Below are 13895 nucleotides of genomic sequence, written 5' to 3' on the forward strand. Positions count from 1 at the left end.
AGATTGAAATGGAGATTCTTTGTCATGCTTGAGCCTAAGGTATTTGATAATACAGCTCTACGAGAGTCTCGTCTGACCTATAACCATGAACTAATGACTTTGGTTGCCAGTGAGTCTATTAAAGAAGCTACTGTCTTTCTAGACATGCTACAAGCTCACATGATGGATGAGGGCTGGGAAAATTTTGCTTTGGTCGCACACCGTTTAAAAGGCGCTGCTTTGGAAGTGTCTGGTTATCGTTTTTGTCAACTAATCACTGAAATGGAACGTGTAGCGATACAAGGTAAGGGCGATCAATTACCTATTCGTTATACTGCTTTGAGATAGGCCTTTGAGGCTTTGAGGCTTGTTTTCAAACAAGAAATTTTGCGTTAAATCTTCTCTAAGAGATCTTTATTTCCTTTCATATCTTGCCCTTTCGACGCAAGGAAGGTTTCATTTGAATTGCAATTGTATTTCAAATGAAACCTAACTATCATCAAAGTGAAACATTTTCTTTCTATAGTGGTTCTTTCTTTTCAAATAAAAACTCATTGTGAGGAACACGGAAATGCATAATTTGAAGTTAGCGTCGGTGGTTGTTGGGTTGGCTATGGCAAGTTCGGGCTTTGCGGCAACACAAATAGAGTGGTGGCACGCTATGGGTGGTGCCAATGGTGAGAAGGTTGATGAAATGGCGAAGGCCTTCAATGATTCTCAGAGTGATTACGAAGTTAAGCCCGTTTATAAAGGCAACTATACGGAAACCATGACGTCGGCGATTGCGGCGTTCCGCGCTAAGCAACAACCAGCTATCGTACAAGTATTTGAAGTGGGTACAGCCAGTATGATGGCGGCCAAAGGCGCGATCTATCCTGTGTATCAGTTGATGAAAGACTCAGGTCAGCCGTTCGATGAAAGTGCGTATTTAAGCGCTGTTACCGGTTATTACTCTAACAGCGAAGGGCATATGCTCTCCATGCCTTTCAATAGTTCAACACCCGTTTTGTATTACAACAAAGATTTGTTCAAAAAAGCGGGCATTGATCAAGCGCCTAAAACCTGGCAAGAAGTCGAAAGTGTGTCTAAAAAGCTGCTAGCGTCTGGCGTGAGCTGTGGCTTTACGACTGCTTGGCAGTCTTGGGTTCAGTTAGAAAACTTAAGTGCTCGCCATAATGTGCCGTTTGCGACGTTGGAAAACGGTTTTGCGGGTGTGAAAACCGAGCTTACATTCAATGGCCCATTGCAAGTGGCTCACATTGAGAAAATGGGCGAATGGCAAAAGAACGGTATTTTTAGTTATTCTGGTCGTACCAACGATGGTGCGGCGAAGTTCTACAGCCAAGAGTGTGCCATGTTTACCGAATCGTCAGCAGGTTACGCTGGTATCAAGCGTAATGCGACTTTTGATTTCGGTGTGTCCGAGTTGCCTTATTGGGAAGGTAAGGTGCAGCAGCCTTCTAACACCATTATCGGTGGTGCGTCTTTGTGGGTATTGCAAGGCCATTCCAAAGAAGAATACAAAGGTGTGGCGTCTTTCTTGAGCTACTTGTCTAAAGCGTCTGTACAAGCGGATTGGCACCAGTTTTCAGGCTACTTGCCAATTACTAAGGCGGCGTATGATTTGACCAAAGAACAAGGTTTCTACGCAGCAAATCCAGGTACAGAAACGGGTGTCATGCAAATGACAACGGGCACGCCTACGGCAAACACTAAGGGGTTGCGTTTGGGTAACTTTGTGCAGATTCGCGGCATCATTGATGAAGCATTAGAGTCTGTATGGAGCGGAGATGTGGATGCTCAAACGGCTCTTAATACGGCGGTTGAGCGTGGTAATGCGCAACTTCGCCGTTTTGAAAAAGCGAATGATTAAATAAAAGCAGTGCCCTCATGTGTCATGCGTGAGGGCACTTTTTATTGCTGCGATGGTGTGTTTTTTTATTTGTCTTTTTCTTTTGTTTGGATTGTCCGATGACAGTTACCTTTCCCCAAAAGGGCTTACCTTGGTTATTGCTTTTGCCCCAGTTGCTGATAACCGCCATTTTCTTTCTTTGGCCTGCTGAGCAAGCCTTAGAGCAAGCGTTTTATCAAGAAGACGCGTTTGGTCTGAGTCGTGAATTTATTGGTTTGGAAAACTTTGCTGATTTATTTTCAAACCCCTTATATTACCAATCTATTTTAACCACCTTGGTGTTTAGTTTTTCTGTGGCCATTGTGGGCATGTCGGTGGCCTTGTTGTTGGCGGTGATGGCGGATCGGGTGATTCGCGGCAAGTTGGCGTATCAAACCTTATTGATTTGGCCGTACGCGGTGGCACCGGCATTAGCGGGTGTGTTGTGGTGGATTTTATTTGATCCGAGCATGGGGCCGATTGCCTTGTGGTTGAAGTCTGCGGGTGTCGATTGGAACCATTATCTTGATGGTAGCCAAGCGATGATATTGGTGGTGATAGCCTCCACTTGGAAGCAAATCAGTTACAACTTCTTATTTTTCCTAGCGGGTTTGCAAGCCGTGCCGCGTTCGCTGATTGAAGCGGCAGCGATTGACGGTGCCAGTCCGTTTAAACGCTTTTGGACCATTGTCTTTCCGTTGTTGTCTCCGACGACGTTTTTCTTGTTGGTTGTTAACCTTGTGTACGCTTTCTTCGAAACCTTCGGGGTGATTGATGCGACCACCAAAGGTGGCCCGGGGCAAAGTACGACGACCTTAGTTTATAAGGTATTTGATGACGGTTTTGTTGGCTTGGATCTTGGTGGATCGGCGGCGCAGTCTGTGGTGTTGATGGGCATTGTTGGCCTGATGACGGTCATTCAGTTTCGCTTTATTGAGCGTAAGGTGCAGTACTCATGATCGAGAATCGACCTTGGTTAACCTTTGTAAGCCACGCGACGTTATTGACGGGGATTGCTTTGGTGGCATTGCCTGTGTGGATGGCCTTGGTGGCCTCGACTCATCCTGCGTCGGCGTTTGGCGTTGGGCATATTCCTCTGTGGTTTGGCAATGCTGGTGCAGAAACATGGGGCGCTGTGCTATTCGACAAAGCCGGTAACGGTGTCGACGTGCCAGTGTGGTTTATGATGCTGAACTCCCTGATTATGGCGTTGGGCATTACCTTTGGCAAAATTGCTATTTCGTTGTTGTCGGCGTACGCCATTGTGTTCTTCCGCTTTCCGTTTCGTAACTTGTGCTTTTGGATCATTTTCATGACCTTGATGTTGCCTGTTGAAGTACGGATTGTGCCCACTTACGAGGTGGTGGCGAATCTGGATCTGCTTAACAGTTACACTGGATTAACCTTGCCTTTAATTGCCAGTGCGACGGCGACTTTCTTGTTTCGTCAGTGTTTCTTGAGTATTCCAGGAGAGTTAGTCGAAGCGGCTCGGATGGATGGCGCCGGGCCATGGCGGTTCTTTTTTGACATATTGTTGCCTTTGTCTCGAACCAATATCGCCGCGTTGTTTGTTATTTTGTTTATTTACGGTTGGAATCAATACCTCTGGCCTTTGTTGATCACCACAGACGATGCCTATTACACCTTGGTAATGAGTATTAAGCGCATGTTGTCAGTAACAGACGGTGATATTGCGTGGAACCAAATTATGGCCACCACCTTATTAGCGATGTTGCCACCGGTTGCAGTAGTGATTGGTATGCAGAAGCTGTTTGTAAAAGGCTTAGTGGATTCGGAGAAGTAGTCATGACGGACGTTATTTTAGAAAAAGTGGGCAAGACCTACCCTAATGGTTATCACGCGATTCCAAGCGTCGATTTATCGATTGAAGAAGGTGAGTTTATTGTGTTGGTTGGCCCTTCTGGCTGTGGTAAATCTACTCTGCTGCGTATGGTGGCGGGTTGGAAAGTATTTCCACAGGCGAGCTGCGCATTCGTGGCGAGCGTATGAATGAAAAAGAGCCTGCGGACCGTGACATTGCGATGGTGTTTCAGAACTATGCCTTATACCCACACATGACGGTCTATGACAACATGGCTTATGGTTTGAAAAATCGAGGCATGGCAAAAGACCTGATTGCGGAAAAAGTCAGTGATGTGGCGGCTATGTTGGGGTTAACGGAGTTGCTGCAGCGTAAACCACGTCAGTTATCCGGCGGTCAACGTCAGCGTGTTGCCATGGGACGTGCCATGGTTCGAGATCCGAAAGTGTTCTTGTTTGATGAGCCTTTGTCTAATCTAGATGCAAAGTTGCGTGTGCAGATGCGTGTTGAGATTCGTCAATTGCAGCGTAAATTAGGCACCACGACCTTGTACGTGACCCACGATCAGGTAGAAGCCATGACCTTGGCGGATCGCTTGGTGGTGTTGAATAAAGGCAAAGCTGAACAGATCGGTACACCAATGGATTTGTACAATAAACCGGCTACGCCATTTGTGGCGGCGTTTATTGGTTCGCCTTCGATGAATTTGCTTGATGCTCATTTGACTGAGCAAGGCATCACGGTATCCGATGAATTAACCTTACCATTGTCTCATCCGCATCGAGGGGCGATTGTCTGGGGGATTCGTCCTGAACATTTAGACGTCAGTGACGAGCATAATGCCGATTTCGCTTTGCGTATTCAGGCAGTAGAATCGTTAGGAGCCGAGACGTTAATTCACGGTAAGGTGGAAACGCCGTCTGGTCAAGGCGATGCTATGGTGGTACGTCTTTCTGGGCCGCATTTACCGGATATTAATAGCCTTATGTGGCTCAAGGCGCCAGCTCAATACTGGCATTTATTCGACGCAGTAACTCAACAGAGATTGTGAGATTGGTATGCAAAATGACACGCTTGTGAAGCAGGATATTTTGAAGACAAAAGTAATGGGTCATCGAGGGGCGGCATTATTGGCGCCAGAAAACACCTTGGCGTCGATTCGTGCCGCGGCCGATGTGGGTGCGACGTGGGTGGAAATTGATGTGTATTTGATCGCCGAAGGTGGGTTAATCATTTTCCACGATGACAGCCTTGATCGTTGCACGAATGGATCGGGTGTGACACGTGAAGCACGTCCAACCGAGGTGGCGGAATTGGATGCAGGATCTTGGTTCTCTGATGCGTTTGCGGGCGAGAAAGTGCCAACCTTGTTGGAAGCATTGGAATGCATTCAGTCGTTGAATCTGGGTTTGAATCTTGAGATTAAACACGACAGCGCCGATGTGGAAAATATCGTACCGGCGGTGATGGCGATGTTGCGTGATCACTGGGAAGACAACAACAAGTTGATGATTTCCAGTTTTAATCTGGCGGCGTTAGAGCTGTGTTACGAGATTGATCCTCAGCGTTATCTTGCGCCCTTGTATGAAGAGATTCCAGACGACTGGCAAGAGCAGCTTGCAGGTATTGAAGCATACAGTCTGAATTGTGATTACTCCCGTTTGACCGAAGCGCAAGCGCGTGCGGTTAAAGCCGCGGGGTATAAATTGCTGTGTTATACCGCTAATGATCCCCAAAAAGTGGAAGCACATTGGGAGTGGGGCATGGATGCCGTTATTACCGACGATCCGACGAAATTCGCGTTCTTGTCGGAATAACCATGCTTTGTGGCATTAAGGTTGTTTTGTGAGTTTAAACGAGCGACAAAATCAGATTTTAAACTGGGTACAGCAGGAAGACGCTTTGCTAGTGGAGGAGATGGTGGCACGTTTCAATGTGTCATCACAAACCATTCGTAAAGACATAAATCAGCTGGCTGAGCGTCATCTAGTTCGTCGTACCCATGGCGGTATTGCCCGGTTTCTAGTACCGAAAATCTGCCGTTTGATCATCGCCAGTTTTTGAACAGTGATGCGAAACAGGCCATTGCGGCGAAAGTAGCGCAGATGATTCCGAGTGGTGCGTCGGTTTTTTTGGGCATTGGTACAACGGTGGAGTACGTGGCAAAAGCCTTGGTTTCTCACCATGATTTGCAGGTGTTCACGAATAATCTGACGGTCGCGAGTATTTTGGGGAATTATCCGCATATTCGTGTGCGGGTATTAGCCGGTAAATTGCGTCATCAACACCATGATTTGGTCGGCGAAGAGACCTTGTATGGGTTGCGTCAATATTATTTTGATTATGGCGTATTGGGCTGTGGTGGCATGGATGAAGAGCAAGGGATATTAGATTTTGACCCAGAAGAGGCGGCGGTAAGTCGCGTTCTGGTGGAGCAAAGTCGCTATAGCTTGTTGGTGGCGGATCAACACAAGTGGGGGCGTAAAGCAATGGCGCGAGTGCAGCCCTTTTCATCGATTGATTGGTTTTTTAGTGATGCACTCACCGAGTCGCAAACCCAATTACTCACCTCTCATGGTGTTCATATTAAACTTTGCTCGTAGGACGAATATGTCGATATCCGCTTTTTCTGCGCAGCCTTTGTCTGCTTTAGAGGACAACGCCTGTCAAAACTTACGATTTATTTTAACGGACTTTGATGACACGCTGACCTGGGAAGGTCAATTGCCTGTCGATACTTTGCAGGCTTTGGCACGGTTACAGGCCAATGGCATTAAGGTGATTCCCGTCACCGGTGGCTGTGCTGGTTGGTCAGACATGATTGCTAGGGCCTTGCCTGTGGATGGCGTGATTACTGAAGGTGGTGCCTGCTTTATTGGTAGAACGGCAGACCGTCACTTGACCTATTCTTTCTGGCGAGAAGAGTCAGCGATGCGAGCGGAACAGGCGCTTTTACTGGCTCAGGTGAATCAGGTGTTAAGGCAGTTTCCGCGTTTGCGTTTGGCGCGAGATCAGGCCTATCGTCTTACCGATGTGGCGATCGATTATGCGCAAGATGTGAAGCCAGCTGCGATAGCAGACAAAGACGCGTGTTTGGCGGCGCTCATTGCTCTGGGTTTAAATGCGAAGGCAAGTTCGATCCATATTAACGTGTGCTCTCAAGGTTACGATAAATTTTCTATGGCGCAGCGTGTGTTAGTCGATGTGTATGGATTAAGTGACGCGCAGCAGCAAGAGCAAGTGCTTTACGTTGGTGATGCACCTAACGATGAAAGCATGTTTGCGCGTTTTCCGCTGAGTGTCGGGGTGGCGAATATTGCCGAGCACTTGTCGATTATGCGTCACCATCCTCGTTATCAGACGACGCAACCCGGCGGCTTGGGTTTTGCCGAACTCGCCGAGTTTATTTTGTCTGCACGACAAGCCTAAGTGTTCTTAGGCTTTCTTTTTATTGAAAAGAGACGCAATAGCAACAGCAACACCACCCAGAATTAAGCCAACTGAGAAGCTAATGCCTGTGTTTATTAAGCTTGTAACAAGTGGAATTTGGGCAATTTCACCAGACACGGCCATATCAGCAAGGTGATGCAAGGTGGGTAAGCCGTGAACAAAAATACCGCCGCCCACTAAAAACATGGCAATGGTACCGACAATGGACAGCAGTCGGATCAACGTGGGAGCGCCTTTTAATATGACTAAACCAAGTTGTTTGATGCATGAGTTTTTTGATTGATGTAGGTGTAAGCCAATATCGTCAAGACGCACGATTAAGCCAACCAATAAATACACACCAACCGTGACAATAAAGGCTATCAGGCTAACGACAATGGCTTGGGTTAATAAGCTTTGTCCCGCTACGGTGCCAAGGGAAATAACGATAATCTCGGCTGACAACACAAAGTCGGTACGAATCGCGCCTTTCACTTTGCTTTTTTCCAATGCAACTATCTCTGCAGCTGAGTTCGCCTGTTTGACGTTTTTTCTTAGGTTTTCTTTTTCTTCATGGTTGTCTTTAAATGTGTGAAGGACTTTTTCCACCCCCTCAAAACACAGATACAGACCACCAGCCATTAATAAGGGCTGGATTAGCCAAGGGATAAAGGCGCTGATGGCTAATGCCAGCGGCACGAGAATCAATTTGTTTAAAAAAGAACCTTTAGCGACGGCCCAGACCACGGGCAATTCACGGTCTGCTTTTACACCAGATACCTGTTCTGCGTTTAACGCAAGGTCGTCTCCCAAGACGCCAGCGGTTTTTTTCGCCGCGACTTTAGAAAAAACCGCTACATCGTCCAGCAGTGTGGTGATGTCATCAAGTAGTGCTAATAGACCGGTGGCCATGGTTTTCTCTCTTGCAATGATAGGTTAATCACACGCCCCAAGGCGTTTTGATATGGTATTGGCAGCGTCTTTTACTTGGATTTTCATGTCCTCATAGACATCATCGCTAGTTCGGAAAGCCGGAGCGGTAACACTGATGGCTGCCACGGCTTCATGGCGTGAGTTGAAAATGGGTGCCGCTGCGCACTTTATGCCCATCTCGTGCTCTTCTAAATCGAGGGAGATTCCCTTTTCTCTAATTTGTGCCAAGTTGGCTTTTAGGGCTTCTGGCGTGGTTAGAGTATGTTCTGTGTGGCGGAAAAAGGCTTGATGATCGATGATGTCTTTTTGTTTATCATCGGGTAAAAACGCCAACATGGCTTTACCAACGCCGGTGCAATAGACAGGGCCTTTTTTTCCCACTGCTGAATAAAGCCGTAAGCTTTTAGGGCTTTCCAGTTTGTCGATATAAATCACGTCTGCGCCATCTAAGACCGCGAGGTGGATGGTTTCTTGTGTGCTTGACCATAACTCTCGCATCGGGGCGGCTGCCACGTCACGAATGTCCAAATTAGCCCAGGTACGGTGAGCGAGAGCCAGTAACCCATAACCCGGATAATAGGCTTGCTTGTGCTCATCAAAGCGTACTAGGCCATGCTCAAGTAATGTGTTTAATTGACGATGAGCGGTGGCTTTGGGCAACTCGGAAAGCTCGACCAGTTCCGCAAACCTTAGTGGTACGGGGGAAGTGCAAACGTGGTTCAGCATATTGAGTGCTTTGCTAAGAGATGACCCAGAATTTTTGGTTTCCATGGCGCTTCCTGAAAGTAATACGTGCTATTGTTTTAATGATTTTTTGCATGGCGAGCATTTTAGCATTGTGTATCATGGGAAGGTAATATTAAGCCAATTTTACGTGTTTCCTAACGCTTCTGGTGGCGATTTTTTTATTTGTATGAGGTTTTTATGACAAGCTCTTTGCGTGTTTGGCGTCGTATGGTCATGCCAGATCCTGTTCGCGTTCATCGTTACCAGAGCTTACCTGAACAAGGGCCAAAAGTGCTGTTTTTTAGCGGTGGTTCGGCGTTAAATAAAGTCAGTCGAGTGTTTAAAGAATACACCCATCACTCTATTCATCTGGTGACACCGTTTGATTCTGGTGGTAGCTCCGCACGGTTACGGGCCGAGTTTGATATTCCGGCCGTGGGCGATTTACGTAGCCGCTTGATGGCGTTGGCGGATGAAACAGTTATGGGGCAGCCGGAGGTGTATAATCTTTTTACTCATCGCCTTCCACAGCAAGCAGAGTTGTCAGTGTTAAGGGCGCAGTTACAACAATTAGTTGCGGGAGAGCATCCACTTATTGCGTGTATTCCTAATCCTATGAAAGCATTAATTCAAATGCATTTGGCCGTGACTCAAGCACGCATTCATGACAATTTTGATTTGCGTGGTGCCAGTATTGGCAATCTGATTATGGCCGGTGGGTATTTGAATAATCAACAACAGTTAGACCCGATTGTTTTTTTATTTTCCCGTTTAGTAAAAGCGTTAGGAGAGGTAAAAACCACACTGGATGCCAGTTTGCATTTGGGGGTTGAACTTGAGAACGGAGAGACTGTCTTAGGACAGCACAACATTACCGGTAAAGAAACTCAGGTGTTGCCGAGTCCGATAAAGCGAATTTGGTTAAATAAGGGCTTGCGTCATATTGTGCCGACGAATTGTTATATTGCCGACGACCGCAAAGATGCCATTGAAGGCGCTGATTTGATTTGCTATCCGCCTGGTAGTTTTTACAGCAGCTTGCTTGCGAATCTTTTGCCAGGGGGTTGGCCGTTCCATTCGTCAGAATGCTAATCCAAAAGTATATTTACCCAATTTGGGGGAGGATCCAGAGCAGCAAGGCTTGTCTTTAATGGAAAGGGTTAAGCGCTTAATAGAGACAGTATGTGCTGATGATAAATCCGTTGAATGTTTCTCTGCTTTGGATTATTTATTGCTTGATGATAAATATGATTATGGTGATATTGATGTTTCTGCGTTGACGGCGCTTAAGGTGACCGTGATTAAAACCCCGTTAATAACCGACAAACAGCACAAGTATGATGAACGTTTAGTGGCTAAAGCATTGTTATCGTTCGTTTAGTTTACGACATTATTTAATACAAAGGCTTGAAGACGAGTAACGCAAGGGGGGTATCTGTATTTATGTTGATTTAGTTACGTGAAATAACATTTTTTTGGTTTTAGAAACGCTGCCTTAAGTGTCATAGTATACACCTGTGGCACTTATCAAAAAGAGAAGGGTAATGAGTACACGAGTACTGATTTGTGATGATTCAAAAATTGCACGTAAGCAATTAACACGAGTGTTACCGGCGGATTGGGATATTGATGTTGAATACGCCGAGCATGGAGAGGAAGCACTAGAGAAATTATCGGCTTCTGCTTTTGATATTTTATTTCTAGATCTCAATATGCCAGTTAAAGACGGCTATGAGACACTTGAAGCGCTTCAATCTTTTGATTTATCTCCGGCTGTTATTGTCGTTTCTGGCGATGTTCAGCCTAAGGCGATACAACGCGTAAAAGAAATGGGTGCCGTGGCTTTCCATAAAAAGCCAGCCTCTGCGGAAGAGTTAAGAAGGTTATTGATATCCTTAGGGCTTTTCTCTGTTCAGGGCACCGAAGATCAGCAGCCTTTTATTATTGAACAAACAACAGCGGCTGAGCAATTTACTCTCAATGAGTGTTTGCAAGAAATTTCTAATATTGCCATGGGGCGTGCTGCTAGCGTTTTAGCGGATATGCTCAATGTGTTTATAAAATTGCCTGTTCCTCGAGTCAATATTTTGGAAGTCAGTGAGCTACAAATGGCGCTTGATTACAGTGTCAAGGATGACAGCTGTTCTGCTGTCTCGCAGGGCTTTGTTGGCTCCGGGATTGCATTTGAGACCTTGCTTATTTTTAGTGATTCGAGCTTTCCGGATATGGCAAAACTGCTCGGTATGACAGAAACTATTGATTCTGTCGTTGAAGTTGAGCTGTTGATGGATGTGTCATCTGTATTGGTTGGTCCATTTATTGATGCGTTTGGTAAGCAATTGAATATCGATTTTAGCCATAGCCACCCTGCATTATTTGCACAACACGCTAAGGTGGCGGACTTAGTAAATATCAAAAAAGCGAAGTGGAAACGTACACTGGTGGTTGAGATTGTTTATGAAGTAGAAAATTATCAAATTAGCTGTGACTTGATGATGCTGTTCACTGAGGATTCTGTATCGGAGCTAGAAAATTTACTGTCCTATTTGGTTGAGGAAGATTAAATAAATGAGCAGCAACCCAGAAGATATCATGGAACTGCATTGGCTATTCGATATGCTTCAGCATATTGATGTAGGTTTAGTGGTTTTAAATGATAAATATGAAGTCAAGCTCTGGAATAGTTTCATAGAAAATCACAGTGGCGTGAGACTCGTCTATTGCTAAAGGGCAGTCTTTATTTAACATTTTCCCGACGATTAATAGTAATTGGCTACAGCAAAAATTAGATAATGTTATTGCATTAAGAACGCCCATTTTTATTTCCTGGGAACAACGCCCACATTTATTTCCTTTTAAAAGCTATCGCCCTATAACGGGGATGGCTGAAAAGATGTACCAGAATGTTGCTTTACGACCCATTACTAATGCTGATGGAACGGTTAAGTATGTTTGTATGGTGGTTTACGATGTGACTGATGTCGCTACCAATAAAGAATCATTGTCTAATGCAAATCGTAAATTGGATTATTTAAGTAAAACTGACCCTCTAACCTCTCTGCATAATCGAGGCAGTTTGGATAAGGTGTTAAATAATGCTTTCGAGGTGTTTAAACAGAGTAATGCTTCGTATTCTTTGGTGATGGCTGACATTGATCACTTTAAACAAGTGAACGATCGATATGGTCATCCTGTAGGTGATCAGGTATTGCAAGCGGTCGCTAAAGTGTTGTCTTCTGGTGCCAGAAAAACGGATTTTGTGGGGCGTTATGGTGGCGAAGAGTTCGTTATTGTTTTGCCCAATACAGACTCGGCTGGTGCGTTTTTTCTGTGAAACAGTACGTAAGAAAATCGCAGAGATCAAAATAAAAGCTGCTGACACTGTCGTTTCCGTGACGATAAGTTTTGGTGTATCAGAAGCCTGTAGTTCAGATGAAGATGTACATGATTGGTTAAGTCGCTCTGATGAGGCTCTATATAAGGCAAAAGAGGGCGGTCGAAATCGATCCGTAGTTGTGAGCGGTGTCTGATTGCTTCAATAAATTAAAAGAGAATACATAATGCGTCAAATTCGTTCCCTATGTTTTGCCATGCTAATGTTGTCCGGTTCTCTGCAGGCACAATCGATACAAGAGATAGCACCTGATGCTGAACTACCAGAAAATATGCTGGCTCTGTTGTCTAATAATCGATTGATCAAATTTAACGTGGCGCATCCAGATTCGATCATCAGTCGCGTAACGTTACAGGGGGTTAAGCAACAAGATGAGCGCATTGTCGGCATTGACTATCGCGTCGCATACGGTGTCTTGTATGCCGTTTCCAATACAGGACAGGTGTACACTGTTAATACAGACTCAGGTCAGATGACTCCGATTGGTGAGCCAACACAGCAAGTTGTCTTAGAGGGCGCTCTTTATGGGGTAGACTTTAATCCAGCTGCCGATCGTATTCGTGTCGTAACTGATGCGGGTGTAAACAGTCGAATGCACCCTGAAATGGGTCTTTATGTGGATAATAACTCAGATTTGGCGGGTGTGCAGCTTGATGGTTCATTGCAGTACAACCTTGATGATGTGTCCCATGGTTTAGCGCCGCACTTGGTCGCTGCCGCTTATACTTATAACGCAAAAAACAGCAAATTGACGACCAATTTTGCCATTGATGCAGTGCAAGGGGCTTTGGTTACTCAAGGGACACGTGAAACAGATAAGGAGCAAGTGTCACCTAATACTGGTCGGCTTTATACGGTTGGTAAATTGGCAACTGGGCCAGTAGCTGATGCGCATTTTGATATTGCTGATGTGACCAATGCGGCTTATGTGGCGCTCAGTGCAGAAAAGAATCAGTCTTATATTCTGTATAAGATCAGCTTGGAAGACGCGCAGCTGATAAAAATTGGTGAGATCGCTTCAGGCCAGCCTATTGTGGGGATTGCAATTGAGCCTTAAGCGTGTTTTTTTATGTTTCTGGGTGACTCTTGGTGGATCGTGGTTGCCCTATGCTGGCGCGCATACGGTATCGGTCACGCTAACATCGCCAGATGGAACGCCGCTGGATTATAGCGCTGTTTTTTTTGAGCCGCTTTCATTTAAGCCAAAAGCGGTGAGCAAAGATTTGCCTGCTGTAGTGATCTCTCAAAAAAAACAAATGTTTTTACCGGCTATTACCATGTTGCAAACCGGGACGCGTGTTGAATTCCCTAATCTTGATACGGTTCGTCATCATGTCTATTCGTTTTCAGAAGCAAAGACATTCGATATCAAGTTGTATCTTGGACGAGGCTTCCTTCCAGTGAATTGTTTGATCAATCTGGTGTGGTGGCACTAGGGTGTAACATTCATGACACTATGATCGCTTGGGTTGTGGTGGTTGATACCCCTTATTTTGCTTTAACCGACAAATTAGGGAATGCCACGGTTGATCTTCCTGCTGGAGACTACCAGCTCAAGGTATGGGATAGAAGGCAAATAGATATTCCTAATGATGGGCAACGCATCGCTGTGACACAAAATCAGTCATTTACTGTGTCCACAGACGTGCTGGATTTTGATCCATATACTGACGTTACAGGTGAGTCTGTCGATCATATACAAACCCCGTAGTGATCGCACT

General features: G+C 45.5%; 18 protein-coding genes and 1 pseudogene. 17 read left to right on the top strand and 2 right to left on the bottom strand.

Features of this window, described 5'->3' with window-relative positions; genetic code table 11:
• The first annotated feature begins 24 nt into the window (after nucleotides 1-24).
• The 9 genes and pseudogenes from ONZ52_RS18290 to ONZ52_RS18330 all read left to right on the top strand — a co-directional run bounded on the left by ONZ52_RS18290 (nucleotide 25) and on the right by ONZ52_RS18330 (nucleotide 7121).
• Nucleotides 25-327, top strand: coding sequence for an Hpt domain-containing protein (locus tag ONZ52_RS18290; protein WP_265220105.1), 303 nt, complete (start codon nucleotides 25-27; stop codon nucleotides 325-327).
• 223 nt (nucleotides 328-550) lie between these two features.
• Nucleotides 551-1852 carry a sn-glycerol-3-phosphate ABC transporter substrate-binding protein UgpB gene (gene ugpB / locus ONZ52_RS18295; protein WP_265220106.1) on the top strand — a complete coding sequence of 434 codons (1302 nt, stop codon included), beginning with the start codon at nucleotides 551-553 and terminating at the stop codon, nucleotides 1850-1852.
• A gap of 98 nt (nucleotides 1853-1950) precedes the next feature.
• The gene (ugpA, locus tag ONZ52_RS18300) at nucleotides 1951-2829 is read left to right on the top strand and encodes a sn-glycerol-3-phosphate ABC transporter permease UgpA (RefSeq protein ID WP_111608340.1); all 879 of its coding nucleotides are present in this window, start codon (nucleotides 1951-1953) and stop codon (nucleotides 2827-2829) included.
• Nucleotides 2826-3674 (top strand): sn-glycerol-3-phosphate ABC transporter permease UgpE, encoded by an 849-nt coding sequence (ugpE, locus tag ONZ52_RS18305; RefSeq protein ID WP_265220108.1) that lies wholly within the window; start codon nucleotides 2826-2828, stop codon nucleotides 3672-3674. Before ugpA ends, ugpE begins: the two co-directional genes overlap by 4 nt.
• Nucleotides 3675-3676: 2 nt before the next feature.
• Nucleotides 3677-4743: pseudogene (ugpC, locus tag ONZ52_RS18310) on the top strand (sn-glycerol-3-phosphate ABC transporter ATP-binding protein UgpC).
• Nucleotides 4744-4750: 7 nt separating this feature from the next.
• A complete protein-coding gene (locus tag ONZ52_RS18315) occupies nucleotides 4751-5509 on the top strand; it encodes a glycerophosphoryl diester phosphodiesterase (protein WP_265220109.1) in 759 nt (252 codons plus the stop codon).
• A gap of 28 nt (nucleotides 5510-5537) precedes the next feature.
• On the top strand, nucleotides 5538-5756 hold the full coding sequence (locus ONZ52_RS18320; protein ID WP_265220110.1) for a DeoR family transcriptional regulator: 219 nt from the start codon (nucleotides 5538-5540) through the stop codon (nucleotides 5754-5756).
• Nucleotides 5753-6295 (top strand): DeoR/GlpR family DNA-binding transcription regulator, encoded by a 543-nt coding sequence (locus tag ONZ52_RS18325; RefSeq protein ID WP_265220111.1) that lies wholly within the window; start codon nucleotides 5753-5755, stop codon nucleotides 6293-6295. The genes ONZ52_RS18320 and ONZ52_RS18325 overlap by 4 nt, the downstream gene beginning before the upstream one ends.
• A gap of 7 nt (nucleotides 6296-6302) precedes the next feature.
• Nucleotides 6303-7121 carry an HAD family hydrolase gene (locus ONZ52_RS18330; protein ID WP_265220112.1) on the top strand — a complete coding sequence of 273 codons (819 nt, stop codon included), beginning with the start codon at nucleotides 6303-6305 and terminating at the stop codon, nucleotides 7119-7121.
• Nucleotides 7122-7127: 6 nt separating this feature from the next.
• On the opposite strand, the gene ONZ52_RS18335 is transcribed toward ONZ52_RS18330, so the two are convergent.
• Together ONZ52_RS18335 and ONZ52_RS18340 are read right to left on the bottom strand one after the other, a co-directional pair.
• Nucleotides 7128-8033, bottom strand: a complete 906-nt coding sequence (locus ONZ52_RS18335; protein ID WP_265220113.1) for a DUF808 domain-containing protein — start codon at nucleotides 8031-8033, stop codon at nucleotides 7128-7130.
• A 24-nt stretch (nucleotides 8034-8057) separates the two neighbouring features.
• Entirely contained in the window at nucleotides 8058-8825 is a 768-nt protein-coding gene (locus ONZ52_RS18340) for an IclR family transcriptional regulator (RefSeq protein WP_265220114.1), read from the bottom strand.
• 153 nt (nucleotides 8826-8978) lie between these two features.
• Here ONZ52_RS18340 and ONZ52_RS18345 point away from each other — a divergent pair, with 153 nt between their 5' ends.
• From ONZ52_RS18345 to ONZ52_RS18380, 8 genes are all read left to right on the top strand, one after another.
• Nucleotides 8979-9872: a GAK system CofD-like protein gene (locus ONZ52_RS18345; RefSeq protein ID WP_265220115.1), complete on the top strand. Its 894-nt coding sequence runs from the start codon at nucleotides 8979-8981 to the stop codon at nucleotides 9870-9872.
• Nucleotides 9823-10161 carry a CofD/YvcK family protein gene (locus tag ONZ52_RS18350; RefSeq protein ID WP_265220116.1) on the top strand — a complete coding sequence of 113 codons (339 nt, stop codon included), beginning with the start codon at nucleotides 9823-9825 and terminating at the stop codon, nucleotides 10159-10161. Before ONZ52_RS18345 ends, ONZ52_RS18350 begins: the two co-directional genes overlap by 50 nt.
• Nucleotides 10162-10324: 163 nt before the next feature.
• Nucleotides 10325-11344 carry a response regulator gene (locus ONZ52_RS18355; RefSeq protein ID WP_265220117.1) on the top strand — a complete coding sequence of 340 codons (1020 nt, stop codon included), beginning with the start codon at nucleotides 10325-10327 and terminating at the stop codon, nucleotides 11342-11344.
• 329 nt (nucleotides 11345-11673) lie between these two features.
• Nucleotides 11674-12114: a GGDEF domain-containing protein gene (locus tag ONZ52_RS18360; protein ID WP_265220118.1), complete on the top strand. Its 441-nt coding sequence runs from the start codon at nucleotides 11674-11676 to the stop codon at nucleotides 12112-12114.
• On the top strand, nucleotides 12050-12310 hold the full coding sequence (locus tag ONZ52_RS18365; protein ID WP_265220119.1) for a GGDEF domain-containing protein: 261 nt from the start codon (nucleotides 12050-12052) through the stop codon (nucleotides 12308-12310). The genes ONZ52_RS18360 and ONZ52_RS18365 overlap by 65 nt, the downstream gene beginning before the upstream one ends.
• A gap of 30 nt (nucleotides 12311-12340) precedes the next feature.
• The gene (locus ONZ52_RS18370) at nucleotides 12341-13231 is read left to right on the top strand and encodes a DUF4394 domain-containing protein (protein WP_265220120.1); all 891 of its coding nucleotides are present in this window, start codon (nucleotides 12341-12343) and stop codon (nucleotides 13229-13231) included.
• A complete protein-coding gene (locus ONZ52_RS18375) occupies nucleotides 13221-13610 on the top strand; it encodes a hypothetical protein (RefSeq protein WP_265220121.1) in 390 nt (129 codons plus the stop codon). The genes ONZ52_RS18370 and ONZ52_RS18375 overlap by 11 nt, the downstream gene beginning before the upstream one ends.
• Nucleotides 13580-13885 carry a cupredoxin domain-containing protein gene (locus ONZ52_RS18380; protein WP_265220122.1) on the top strand — a complete coding sequence of 102 codons (306 nt, stop codon included), beginning with the start codon at nucleotides 13580-13582 and terminating at the stop codon, nucleotides 13883-13885. Before ONZ52_RS18375 ends, ONZ52_RS18380 begins: the two co-directional genes overlap by 31 nt.
• Nucleotides 13886-13895 lie beyond the last annotated feature (10 nt).

It is taken from the genome of Marinomonas rhodophyticola, assembly GCF_026113935.1.
Taxonomy (GTDB): Bacteria; Pseudomonadota; Gammaproteobacteria; order Pseudomonadales; family Marinomonadaceae; genus Marinomonas; species Marinomonas rhodophyticola.

Excerpts from the sequence above, each read along its gene's own strand:
- ONZ52_RS18335 (WP_265220113.1), bottom strand. The coding sequence starts at position 8,033 with ATGGCCACCGGTCTATTAGCACTACTTGATGACATCACCACACTGCTG.
- ONZ52_RS18290 (WP_265220105.1), top strand. The coding sequence starts at position 25 with ATGCTTGAGCCTAAGGTATTTGATAATACAGCTCTACGAGAGTCTCGT.
- ONZ52_RS18370 (WP_265220120.1), top strand. The coding sequence starts at position 12,341 with ATGCGTCAAATTCGTTCCCTATGTTTTGCCATGCTAATGTTGTCCGGT.
- ugpB (WP_265220106.1), top strand. The coding sequence starts at position 551 with ATGCATAATTTGAAGTTAGCGTCGGTGGTTGTTGGGTTGGCTATGGCA.
- ONZ52_RS18315 (WP_265220109.1), top strand. The coding sequence starts at position 4,751 with ATGCAAAATGACACGCTTGTGAAGCAGGATATTTTGAAGACAAAAGTA.
- ugpE (WP_265220108.1), top strand. The coding sequence starts at position 2,826 with ATGATCGAGAATCGACCTTGGTTAACCTTTGTAAGCCACGCGACGTTA.
- ONZ52_RS18340 (WP_265220114.1), bottom strand. The coding sequence starts at position 8,825 with ATGGAAACCAAAAATTCTGGGTCATCTCTTAGCAAAGCACTCAATATG.
- ONZ52_RS18355 (WP_265220117.1), top strand. The coding sequence starts at position 10,325 with ATGAGTACACGAGTACTGATTTGTGATGATTCAAAAATTGCACGTAAG.
- ugpA (WP_111608340.1), top strand. The coding sequence starts at position 1,951 with ATGACAGTTACCTTTCCCCAAAAGGGCTTACCTTGGTTATTGCTTTTG.
- ONZ52_RS18330 (WP_265220112.1), top strand. The coding sequence starts at position 6,303 with ATGTCGATATCCGCTTTTTCTGCGCAGCCTTTGTCTGCTTTAGAGGAC.
- ONZ52_RS18360 (WP_265220118.1), top strand. The coding sequence starts at position 11,674 with ATGTACCAGAATGTTGCTTTACGACCCATTACTAATGCTGATGGAACG.
- ONZ52_RS18365 (WP_265220119.1), top strand. The coding sequence starts at position 12,050 with ATGGTGGCGAAGAGTTCGTTATTGTTTTGCCCAATACAGACTCGGCTG.
- ONZ52_RS18345 (WP_265220115.1), top strand. The coding sequence starts at position 8,979 with ATGACAAGCTCTTTGCGTGTTTGGCGTCGTATGGTCATGCCAGATCCT.